Annotated in this window: 10 protein-coding genes and 1 tRNA gene; 2 read left to right on the top strand and 9 right to left on the bottom strand. The window is 54.3% G+C overall.

The features are described 5' to 3' along the window. Positions 1-16 precede the first annotated feature (16 nt). The 7 genes from ACFOUO_RS03425 to ACFOUO_RS03455 form a co-directional block, all read right to left on the bottom strand. A complete protein-coding gene (locus ACFOUO_RS03425; protein WP_380702175.1) occupies positions 17-1,777 on the bottom strand; it encodes an ABC transporter ATP-binding protein in 1,761 nt (586 codons plus the stop codon). Further along, positions 1,734-3,530, bottom strand: a complete 1,797-nt coding sequence (locus tag ACFOUO_RS03430; RefSeq protein WP_380702177.1) for an ABC transporter transmembrane domain-containing protein — start codon at positions 3,528-3,530, stop codon at positions 1,734-1,736. Before ACFOUO_RS03430 ends, ACFOUO_RS03425 begins: the two co-directional genes overlap by 44 nt. 232 nt (positions 3,531-3,762) lie before the next feature. Beyond that, positions 3,763-4,302 carry a methylated-DNA--[protein]-cysteine S-methyltransferase gene (locus ACFOUO_RS03435; RefSeq protein ID WP_380702179.1) on the bottom strand — a complete coding sequence of 180 codons (540 nt, stop codon included), beginning with the start codon at positions 4,300-4,302 and terminating at the stop codon, positions 3,763-3,765. Between the two features lie 31 nt (positions 4,303-4,333). Beyond that, a complete protein-coding gene (gene queG / locus ACFOUO_RS03440; protein WP_380702181.1) occupies positions 4,334-5,473 on the bottom strand; it encodes a tRNA epoxyqueuosine(34) reductase QueG in 1,140 nt (379 codons plus the stop codon). 149 nt (positions 5,474-5,622) lie between these two features. Continuing rightward, positions 5,623-6,054 (bottom strand): ribonuclease HI, encoded by a 432-nt coding sequence (gene rnhA / locus ACFOUO_RS03445; RefSeq protein WP_380702183.1) that lies wholly within the window; start codon positions 6,052-6,054, stop codon positions 5,623-5,625. Between the two features lie 32 nt (positions 6,055-6,086). Next, positions 6,087-7,793, bottom strand: a complete 1,707-nt coding sequence (locus tag ACFOUO_RS03450; protein ID WP_380702185.1) for an ABC-ATPase domain-containing protein — start codon at positions 7,791-7,793, stop codon at positions 6,087-6,089. 74 nt (positions 7,794-7,867) lie between these two features. Further along, the gene (locus ACFOUO_RS03455) at positions 7,868-8,473 is read right to left on the bottom strand and encodes a uracil-DNA glycosylase (protein ID WP_380702187.1); all 606 of its coding nucleotides are present in this window, start codon (positions 8,471-8,473) and stop codon (positions 7,868-7,870) included. Between the two features lie 209 nt (positions 8,474-8,682). Between ACFOUO_RS03455 and ACFOUO_RS03460 the strand changes: the two genes are divergently transcribed. Next, positions 8,683-9,528 (top strand): Cof-type HAD-IIB family hydrolase, encoded by an 846-nt coding sequence (locus ACFOUO_RS03460; protein WP_380702189.1) that lies wholly within the window; start codon positions 8,683-8,685, stop codon positions 9,526-9,528. A gap of 155 nt (positions 9,529-9,683) precedes the next feature. Continuing rightward, entirely contained in the window at positions 9,684-10,112 is a 429-nt protein-coding gene (locus ACFOUO_RS03465) for a hypothetical protein (RefSeq protein ID WP_380702191.1), read from the top strand. A 54-nt stretch (positions 10,113-10,166) separates the two neighbouring features. Here ACFOUO_RS03465 and ACFOUO_RS03470 read toward each other — a convergent pair. Next, a tRNA-Pro gene (locus tag ACFOUO_RS03470) sits at positions 10,167-10,243 on the bottom strand. Between the two features lie 176 nt (positions 10,244-10,419). Beyond that, on the bottom strand, positions 10,420-11,451 hold the full coding sequence (locus ACFOUO_RS03475; RefSeq protein ID WP_380702193.1) for a right-handed parallel beta-helix repeat-containing protein: 1,032 nt from the start codon (positions 11,449-11,451) through the stop codon (positions 10,420-10,422). Positions 11,452-11,522 lie beyond the last annotated feature (71 nt).

The raw sequence follows: 11,522 nt of genomic DNA on the forward strand, positions 1-11,522 counted from the left end.
CCCATCGCCCCTTCGATCAGCCGGTTTGAAGCCCGCTAGCTTCCCTGTTTTTTTCTCCCTGCTGCAACCGATACATCTTGTGATACAAGCCTCGCTTTGCCAGCAATTCTTGATGGGTGCCCCGTTCTACGATTTCCCCGCGGTGCAGAACCAAGATTAAATCGGCGTCCTGGATGGTGGACAAGCGGTGGGCGATCGCGATGGTGGTGCGTCCTTTTCGTATGCGGTCGAGGGCTTCTCGGATTTTCCCTTCCGTTTCGGTGTCGACATTGGCCGTCGCTTCGTCGAGAACGAGTACCTTCGGCTGTTGTGCGACAGTACGGGCAAAGGATAAAAGCTGCCGCTGACCGCTGGAGAAGGTGGCTCCCCGCTCACCGACCGGCTCATCATAGCCCTGGGGCAACTTCTCGATAAAGGTATCTGCCTGAACAAATCGAGCGGCCTCCCGCACCGCTTCATCCGTAATGTCTCGGTTTCCGAGGCGGAGATTTTCCTTCACCGTTCCCACAAAGAGAAAAGAATCTTGTAAAACCAAGCCGATCCGGCTACGCAACTCCCGGTCGTCGAAGGCGGTCAGCGGTTCTCCATCGATGGTGATCCGTCCCCTTGTCAGGGGGTAAAACCGCATCAGCAGGTTGACGATGGAAGTTTTCCCGCTTCCCGTATGTCCGACCAAGGCCACCGTCTGCCCCGGCTCGGCGGTGAAAGAGATATTCTTCAGTACATCCGTCTGCCCGTCATAGGAAAAGCTGACCTTCTCAAAAGCGATTTTTCCCTTCCGAATACGGGGAGCACCATCCCCTTGCTTCACGGGGGCGGTCTCTTTTTCATCAAGAAGTTCAAAAACCCGACCTGCTGACACCACAGCCTGCTGAAGAAAAGAGAGCTGATGCATCATCTGATTGACCGGTTCAAAGAGGCGTTCCAACAGATTGATGAACGCATAGAGAACCCCGATCTGAACCGCACTTTCACCCAGACTGATCCCGAAATAACTGAGCACCGCCATGATGGAGAGGATGTAGATCAGATCGACGGCAGGCCGCAGAAGAAGACCGTTTAACTTCATGTTCCTTAGATTGGCCTTGTAATGAGCCCCGTTGACCCTTTCGAATTCCTCTGCGAGACGCTTCTCCTGCCCGAGAGCCTGGATCACGTTCATGCCCTGAATCGACTCGGAAAGACGGGCGTTCAAGTCACTTAATTTTTCCCGGATCACTCGGTATACGCGGAAACTGAGCCGCCGATAGGTATGCATCACACCGAAGATCAGAGGAAGCAGTACCAGACAAAAGGCAGCGAGCCGGACATCCAACAAAAACATGGCGGTAAAGGCACCGATAATTAGGACTATATTTTTGACGAAGGTGGACAACACACTGACAAAAAGTTCCTTAACCGCTTCGGTATCGTTGGTGATCCGGGAAACAAGGGAACCTCCCGCCACGCGATCAAAAAAAGCCAAGCCCAGGTGCTGTACCTTCCCGAACACATCGTTCCGAAGCTCCTGAATGACTTGAAGAGCCATTCGATGGAAGGAGAACTGCTGAATATAATGGAGCACCACGGATAACAGGAGGAGAGCCAGATACGTTCCTCCCAACAGCAGCAAAGCCTCCCGGTTGAAATCGCGGGGAGTTAGGTGATCGTCGATAAAAACCTTGATCAATAGCGGCCCGGCCAAATCCGCCGCCGTCGCCGCTAGAAGCAAGAGAAAGGCAGCTACCAGCGTTTTACGATGGGGGATGAGATACCGGAACAACCGTCTCATGACCATACTTCCCGCCTCCTTGTTCGATGAGGGATTCCAGCTGTTGCTGGCGGTATGTCCACGCATACCAGCCGTCCTGTGCCAACAGTTCCCGATGGGTGCCCCGCTCGATGATGCGCCCTTCTTTGAGCACAACAATCTCATCGGCATGTTCAACCCCGGAAAGACGGTGGGCCGCGATCAGGGTGGTTTTTCCCGCTCGCACCCTTCGGAGCGTTTTCAGGATCTTCTCCTCGGTCTTGGCATCCACCGCGGACAGGGAGTCATCCAGAATCAAGATCCTTGGATCCAGCAACAAGGCACGGGCGATGGAAATCCGTTGCTTCTGCCCGCCCGAAAGCGTGACGCCCCGTTCCCCCACCAAGGTATCGTAGCCTTTTTCCAAAGCGAGGATATCCTCATGGACACAGGCAAGCCGGGCAGCCTTTTCCACTTCCTCTCGTGTGGCCTCTGGTTTCCCGAAAGCGATGTTTTCTGCGATCGTGGCAGAGAAGAGAAAATGGTCCTGAGGGACATAGCCCAGCGCCGACCGGAGGGCAGACAGACGATAGTCCGCCACAGAACGACCTCCGATCTGCACCTCCCCCTCCTCCGCCTCAAATTCCCGAAGGAGTAACTTAAAAAGCGTCGTCTTTCCACTCCCCGTCCGGCCAACAATACCGAGGGTCTCCCCTTGTCGAACGGTCACTTGTATCTCTTGCAGAACAGGCTGTTCCGTATCGGGGTATACAAATCGCTTGAGATCATAGGAAAGGTCACCTGCCGCCGCCGTCTCCACAGCTCCCTCCCTGTCACCGATGTCCGGCGCCACCGATAACAACAAACGGATCCGGTCATAGGAGGCCCGGCCCCGTTGCAGGATGTTGAAGAGAAAACCGAAGGCCAGCATCGGCCAGATCAACAGCCCAAGGTAAATGGTGAACTGAGTTAACTGCCCGATTGTCATCTCCCCATTGACGACAAAACCACTGCCGAAAGCGATCGCCAGGAAAAAAGAGACACCCACGATCAAGGAAATCGTCGGATCAAACAGAGACTCCACCCGGGCGACTGCGATGTTTTTACGGACAACGTCCCGGGAAATATCCGCAAAAGAATCCTTTTCCGCCTCTTCCCTGCCAAAAGCTTTCACTACCCGAACCCCGGCGATGTTTTCCTGCACCTTGTCATTGATATCCGAAAAAGCAGCTTGGGCCTTCAGAAACCGCTCGTGCATCCATTTTCCGTATTGGGCTACAGCCCAAGCCATGAAAGGCATCGGTAGAAGAGCGATCAAGGTTAGTTTCCAGCTGAGAAATACACCCATCGAGAAAACAACCAAGCCTCCCAGCACCAGGGAGTCTACCAGGGTAAGCACACCTTCCCCCGCGGTAATCTGGACCGCCTGCACATCGTTAGTCGCATGAGCCATCAAGTCCCCCGTCCGCCGTCGATGAAAAAACCCGGGGGACATACGGGAAAAGTGGTCAAAAAGCTGTCGACGCAAGAGGCGACCCAGACGGAAAGAGGCACCGAAAATCAGGATTCGCCACACATAACGTAAACCATACATGGCGACCCCCGCTAAGCTGAGCAGCCCCAGCCAATGAAATAAGAAACCCGGGGTGAGGGTTTTCCCTTGGATGGCATCCACGATCACGCGAACCACATAGGGCGGAAAGATCTCCAACGCCGCTACGGCCAACAGCAGGAGAACCCCCCAACCATAATTCTTTTTTTCTCGTTTGAAAAACCACCACAAGTTCCTGAACACCATCATGACTCTCTTCCCCTCCCGATATCAGGCACAAGAGGAAATCCGTCAACGAGGAGAAGCCCTATCAACGGTTTTCGCTTTGTTAGATTCCCAATTTTCGCTATCCATGGCTGATTATATCACGGAAAAAGGAGACAGGAACCCGTTTTCCGCTCGTTTCATGCAAAAAAGCGTACAGCTGTTCGCCGTACGCCAACTCTCATGAAGGAATGGAAAAGTACCGACCGCATGCCCTTTACGCTTGAGCTCTGTACGGAGCCGCCCCCTCCAGATCAAGGAGGTATTCCTTGATGGCCAGGCCTCCGCCATAACCGACGAGGGAGCCATTGGAGCCGATCACTCGATGACAAGGGACAATAATGGAAACGGGATTTTTATTATTGGCTCCCCCGACCGCCCGAACCGCCTTCGGTGCCCCCATCGCCGTCGCTACATCTTTATAGGAACGTAATTCACCATAAGGTATCGCCTGCAATTGCTGCCAAACCAGCTTCTGAAAGGAGGTTCCATACAGATCGACGGAGATATCGAAGCGGCGACGTTTCCCCTCGAAGTATTCCTGCAATTGGCGGACATACGGAGCGAGCGCGGTGTCGTTCCGTTCAGACCGGACCGGGCCAATCCACTCCTTGGCCCAGAGCTTCATCGTGATGTACGCCTGCTCTCCTTTGATGAAGTCGAGACGGCAAAGCCCTTTGTTTGTCAATGCCAGCAGGATGGGCCCGATTGGGCTCTCCATCTCACTCCATGCGATCACGCGTGAACCTGAGACCATTCGACTCGATGCCTCCCTATGTTCGGCAAGTCTAAACCGCTTTCTCATGATCAGCCAACGCATTCTTTACTTCCAACAGAACTTCTTCATCCGTTTCCTCTTCAAGGGTTCGGCGAAGTGCTTCAAGTGCCTCTTTTCCGCCAATCCGGCCCAAAGCCCAAGATGCCGTTCCCCGGATAACCGGCCGAGGGTCCTCTTTGAGCAGCCGGATGAGATCGGCAACAGCTGTCTCATCTTTTAAACGACCCAAAGCGATAATCGCGTTTCGTTGGATAGGTTTTTTTCCCCGCCAGGACCCTGCCATCGAACCGAAACGCTCCCGGAATTCCCGGTTGCTCATGGAAAGAAGCGGCTTCAAAAGCGGCTTGACTTTGTCGGGATCCGGAGAAAATTCGGGATGATGCACGAAGTTCTTCTTTTGATTATACGGACAGACCATCTGGCAGGTTTCAAAACCGTACAGGTAGGTACCCAGTTTGTCCCGATACTCCGGCGCCAAAAAGCCTTTAGTTTGGCTAAGGTAGGCGAGACATGCCTGAGAATTGAGCTGTCCGGGAGCGACCAGCGCCCCCGTCGGGCAAGCCTCGATGCAAGCATTGCAGTCCCCGCAACCTTCGGTGACAGGAGTATCTGGGGGCAGCCAAACATCCGTCAGCATTTCCCCCAGGTAAACCCAAGAACCGAATTCCTCCGTGATGAGCGATGTATTCTTCCCGCTCCAACCAAGCCCCGCCCGCTCCGCGACGGCGCGGTCGGAGAGAGAACCAGTGTCCACCATCACTTCGCAGGCGGCTTCCGGCACCCATTCAAGCAGTTTTTCTTTCAGGGATTCCAACTTCCGTCGCAGCACATGATGGTAATCTTCTCCCCAAGATGCTCGACAAAACACCCCCCTGGTTGCTCCGGGTTTCGATACCGGCGGGTCTTCCATCCGGGTCGGGTAGGCGAGGGCGATGGCGATGATCGTCCGCGCCTGAGGCAGGTTCGCCTGCGGGTCCGTCCGTTTATGGAGGTCCGGCTCCTCAAAGCCGGATTCATAGCCCGCCTCGCGGTGACGGATCAACCGTTCCTTTAGTTCCGTAAAAGGATCCGCAGAGGCAAATCCGATCTTATCGATGCCTATCCGTTTCGATTCCTCGATCAAAGCTTGTTTTAGCGCTTCTGGACGCATCACCTTCACCCTCCTTTCTTATCATTTATCCCTACCATCATAACATGCAAGAAAAAGACCCGCCGATCTGACACCGGATTGCTACTATCAGTTTATCGGTGGCTCCGGGTCCCCATGCTTTCCTAGCGACGGGACAAGAGGAAAATCACTTAGCGCGGAACCGCTCCCCTGGCCAGTTCGTCGCAGCGGTTATTCCACTCGTTATCCGCGTGCCCCTTCACTTTAATAAATTCCACGTCGTGGCGACGCACTTCACTTAGTAGTTGTTGCCAGAGGTCTCTGTTTTCCACGGGATCTTTTTTGCTGTTCACCCAGCCGTTCCTCTCCCAGTTGACATACCAACGCTGCTTGAAGCAATTGCAAAGATAGGCGCTGTCCGTGTTCAATTTTACCTTGCAGGGAGATTTTAAGGCGCGCAGAGCTTTTAAAGCAGCCATCAGCTCCATCCGATTGTTGGTGGTGTTTTTTTCACCGCCTGAGATCTCCTTTTTGTGTTCCCCGTACATCAGAACGGCGGCCCAACCGCCGGGGCCAGGGTTGCCTGAGCAGGCCCCGTCGGTGTAGATGATCACTTCTTTCACCGCGTCACTTCCTTTTCTAGAGAGTGCCTCGATCATTTCACGCGCAGGGTACGAAGGCGATTGACCGCAGCCGCCAGTTCCAGCTTGCGGGGGAGGGCCAGATCGCCGGGGTGTTGCCCGCGAAAGGGAGAGATCGTGTCCAAGCCGGATCGATCGATCTCTTCATAGAGGTTGTCGATCAGGTCAGTGAGGCGTTTCTTTCCGTCAGCCTGTTTTCCCAGCTTTCTCATCAGATCTGCCAGCGCCCGAGTCTGAGAAAGGTCAACCAATTGCTCCAGACCCGATAAATCAACAGCGGAGTTTCCAAAGAGGATGGTGGTCAGCCCCTTGGCATCCACCTTCTCTTTCCGTCCTTTACTGGGATCGAAACCTTGTCCCAAAGGAATCCGAGGGGTAATCTCCCCGAAAGTGATTCCTCCTTCCACCGTACGGTCGTTCCTATGGCTGTGAGCGATCGCTTTCGCTTCTTGGGTCACTTCCCGGGGAAGATATTCATCCATCATGATCACCCGGTCTGCCACCTCAAAGTAATCACCGGAACCACCCAGAACCAGGACGCTGGAAACCCCTCGCTCTTCGTACAACTGCCGAACTTTATCGATGAAAGGAGTGATCGGCTCCTTCCCCTTGGCCACGAGCTTCTGCATCCGACCGTCCCGGATCATGAAGTTGGTAGCGCTGGTGTCCTCGTCGATCAGCAGACAGCTAGCCCCTGCCTCCAGGCTTTCGATAATGTTTGTCGCCTGAGAGGTGCTTCCACTGGCATCCTCGGTGGAGAACCGCACCGTATCCCGGTTGAAAGGCAGATTGTTGATAAACGGAGAGATATTCACCTTTTCCACCCGGCGCCCATCTTCGGCCCGTACCTTGACCGCCGTGTCGGATGTGATGACATATTCCCGACCATCACCGGCCACATGGTCGTACACCCCTCGTTCCAAAGCCTGGAGTAAGGTGCTTTTTCCATGGTAGCCGCCGCCGACAATCAGGGTGATTCCCTCGGGAATCGCCATTCCCCGCAGCGAATTGCCATGGGGAAGTTCCAGAGTCACAGCCAAGGATTCCGGGGCCCGAAATTTAACCACCTTGCCAGATTGGAGCGGCCGGTCACTCACTCCACTCTCCCGGGGAAGGAGAGACTCATCAGCGACAAAAGCGATCCATCCCTTTTCTTCAAGGATTCGCCGGATGGCTTGCTGGTTATCGACCAACTGCATCCGATCCTCTACTGCGGTCGGATCGAGGGTCTCCTTGGGAAGCGCTTCGTCTACCAGGCGGGGTAAGTCCCTGCATAGCATTTCCTCTGCCTTGCGCCCGAGAACACGCCTGCCGCTGGCGGGTAAGCCAATGGTAATCCGGATTTCCACGAACCGCTCATTGACCACGACGGCTGTTCGAGGCAGGATCTCCTGCCCCGGGCGATCCACGGTAATCAGGCCGCTCTTGCCCGTTCCCTTCACGTTAAATGCATACCGGTTGGTCTTTTGCGACCAGATGCGGTTGATCCAATCCTCCAGGGCAATACGCCGATGGGGTTCCTCAAACCATTCCCGCGGGTACCTGACCCGAGCCTGGGGGATTCGCACCCGGATTCGGGAGGGTGCAGCAAAAGGATCACCCTGTACATAGTCAATGTATAGGCGGAATCCCGGGAAATCGTATTCCCCCTGCAAATCTTTGTAAGCTTTGTATCCGCGACCATCGATGCGGTTCAGTATCTGTCTCAGTCGATCCAACATGCGTTCCTCCTCCGGTGCGGTTTTTCATTCCTATTTTTCCTCATGACCGAACCGGCCAAACGGAATCAAACCGATTACTCGTCCTTCCCTTCGGGCTCAAGCGCGGTTGCCGCTTCCTTTTCCGTCTCTGCCAAGATAGCCCGGTAAGCGTCACGGATCGCTTGGAAATCCTCCCAGGCGTCCCGCTTTCCTGCCGGATTTCGCAACAGGTAGGCGGGATGGAAGGTAGGCATCATACGGACCCCTTTTCGCTCAAACCATTGCCCCCTGATACGGGTGATGCGTGCTCGGGGATCGATCAGCGCCCGGGTGGGAGCTGAGCCCAGGGTAATGAGCAACCGGGGGCGAATTGCAATGAACTGTTCCCGCAAGATGGTCTTGCAGGTTTCCATCTCTTCCTCCTTCGGCGTGCGATTCCCCGGCGGACGGCATTTGACGATATTAGTGATGAACACTTCCTCCCGTGGGATTTCCGCAGCTTCCAGCATCCGGTTCAGTAACTGCCCTGCTCGTCCCACAAAAGGACGCCCCTGCCGGTCCTCATCAGCTCCCGGACCTTCCCCCACGAACAGGAGGGGAGAGTGGGGGTTCCCTTCCCCCATCACGATCCGGGTTCGCCCCGCATGAAGGGGGCAGCGGATGCAATCGGCATAACGACGATGTACGGCCTCCAGATCCACGATCCACCTCTCCTTTTTCTGCTTCCGGTTCAGGCAAAATCTTCATCCCTATTATCTCACAAGGCCTGCTGGTCTGCCATGGGGGCGTTTATTCACAGGCCATCCCATGGTATAATGACAAAATATCTGCTTCTTTACGTACCTTTCACCTCTTCTTCACACCGTACCGGTATCCTATTGGATGGTGAATGACAAAGGAGATGATCCGTTTGTCGAACCTCGCATATCCCTTATTTGTATCTGACATCGACGGGACACTGGTCACCGAGTTTAAAGCGATTCCCGCAGCTAACCGGGCAAGCATCGCCGAATTCCGTCAACGGGGCGGACAGTTCACCTTGGCGACAGGACGCAGTTTTGCAGAAGCTAAGCGGTTTATCGAGGAACTACATGTCGAGTTGCCCGTCATCCTGTGCAACGGCGGCATTCTTTTCGACCCTCAATCCAATACCCTCACCCCTGTGGCTACGATTGACCGGGACATAGTTTTTGATGCTCTCGCCCATTTAAGAAGGATCGCCCCACCGATCGATATCTTTATCTACACAACGGAACTCGTCTACGCTACGGGAATCAGTCCCGCAACCCAGGCTGCAGTGGAAGCCGGCGTGGAGTCGGGTGAGTTTCCTTTGGAGATTGTCTCCTCCTATGACCGCCTTCCCCAGGTGCCTTGGATTAAGCTGGTGGTTGTCGCGGATAACCGGTGGATGCCCGACCTGCACCGATGGGCTGAAACTACCGACTATCCCCTCGAATTCGTCCAGTCATCGGACAATTACTTCGAGATTCTCCCCCGGGGGATCTCCAAAGGAAATGCCGTCCGGGCACTGACAGAAACCCTTGACCTTACACCGGCTTCTGCCGCCGTCATCGGCGATCACTTAAATGACCTGTCGATGGTTCGGGTCGCCGGCAAATCCGCCGCCGTAGCCAACGCCCACCCCCACCTGATTCAGGCAGCCGACCATATCATGCCTAGCAATGAGGAAGCAGGGGTTTCCCAATTTATCGATAACCACGTGCTGATCCCTACCGAAACGGCCCAAAAAAGATAACAACCCGGATGAAAATAACGGCCCTTCTCCGCAAGGAAGGGCCGTTTTCTTGTTTGCAAAAAAACCTCTTGGAGCATAAGTATAGTGCCCTACATACCCTGATGGAAAGCGATCGACCCAAATCAGTTGGATGGTGATCATGAATGAGACACTTTGTGAGTCAAAATGAAAGCTGGCGCCCTGTGACGACAGAGACCTATCGCAGCCTGTACAGCGAACAAATGGTTTGTTCGATGAGCACACAACTGTTTCATATTCCCGAAACCAAAGATTTAAGAGGGAATGAAGAGATGCACAGAGACCTGATTCCGGCCTCCTATCATCGAGTCACCGCAGCCGGATCCGCCCAGAGGCTTTTCAACGGAGAATACGCCCCGTCTATTGTGAAAACCTTGATGGACTGTATAGAAAACGCCCAACGGCGAGACCGCGGTGTTCGTGCCGGTTTAACCATCATGAGAACCGCTGCCCCCGCTACTTACCAACCCTTCATTCAAACGATTATAGGTTGGCAGAATTCCGCTGAGCGACACTTACAGAATGCTAAACAGTACGCGATGCGTATGACGGCACCAACCAGGTAATCATCCAATAAACAAAACAAAAAACGGGCCCAAAAAAGGCCCCTTTTTTTATGATGGTCGGGGCGACAGGATTTGAACCTGCGACCCCCTGCTCCCAAAGCAGGTGCTCTGCCAAGCTGAGCCACGCCCCGAAATATTGGTGCGGTGAAGTTCTACAACCAAAATACAGATCACTTTTAAGCACTCTAGCCGAATCAAACACCGCGACTTACATTATACCGCAGGACATGGGAGAATGGCAAGCATAAAAAACCTGGAAGGTGATAGGAATCCACCCTTACCTATGTCTTTGCGGCCAGATACCCTGTCACTTCCCGATGTTCCCCGTCATTGTGTTCCCCTGTTTTCCGCATTCCCGCACCACAGGTCCGGCGATGCCGGTAAAGATGTTACCGCTTACGTTGTTTTGACTGGATTGTTCCAAAATATCCACCCCGGTCCCCCCCGCCCCCCGGATAATGTTCCCGGTGATCGCGTTGTAGGCCGATCCGATCAGGACGATACCATCCTTCGCGGGATAACGCATGTTATTGCCTGTAATGGTACAGTAAGCGCAATCCAGCAAGCGGATACCCGTCTCCACGCGGTTGAAAGTATTGCCATCAATGGAGACATGGCGGTAGCGGTAGGCTTCCACTCCTTCCCCGGTCAGACTGTCGAAATGGTTATTCGCGATCCGAATATAAGCGTGGTATACGCCATCTGCTTTCGCATGACTTCCGACCCCCCGGTACCAGCCCCCGGTAAAGGTACATCCCTGGATGAGGATATTACGGCAATGGGTATAATCATAGGGGCCAAACCAAGGGAAAGCGGCGGGAGAAAGCATCAGGTCAAGCTGAATGGCTTCGCTCCATCGGCGGGTTAGTGTAAAACCGTGGAAGTAACAACCACTCACTTCCGCATGGTCCACCCCGTTCAGCTCGATGCCATGCCAATCACGCACATCCAGTACCCGCACGTCCCGAATCTTGATATCGCGGGCATGACCGATGGCGATCACCGTGCATTTGACCTCATTCAAGTTCATACGGGCGTCCCAGGTTCCCCCGTTAATTTCGATATTCTCACTCCCGTCATATCCGCCCTTCCCATTCGTTCCATTGATGATCATGGCATTCGTTGGGGCCGCCCGGCGGATCAACGCATTTTTCTCCAAAACCATGGTGGTTAGGCTGTAAATCCTCAGGGTCTGGTAGACGGCATAGGTACCGCCAGGAACGGCGACAGTTCCGCCACCGGCATCCCTGGCAGCATCCAAAGCTCTTTGAATCGCCGGAGCGTCATCGCTCTTTCCATCTGCAACGGCACCGAAATCGGTGACATCAAATCGGGTCACGCCCATTCCCCCTGAAAATTGGTTTTTTAGACAGTTTCCCGTCCTTGAGCTTGAAGGATCCCCTTAATATC

The sequence above is a fragment of the Salinithrix halophila genome (assembly GCF_042650125.1).
Taxonomy (GTDB): Bacteria; Bacillota; Bacilli; order Thermoactinomycetales; family DSM-45169; genus Salinithrix; species Salinithrix halophila.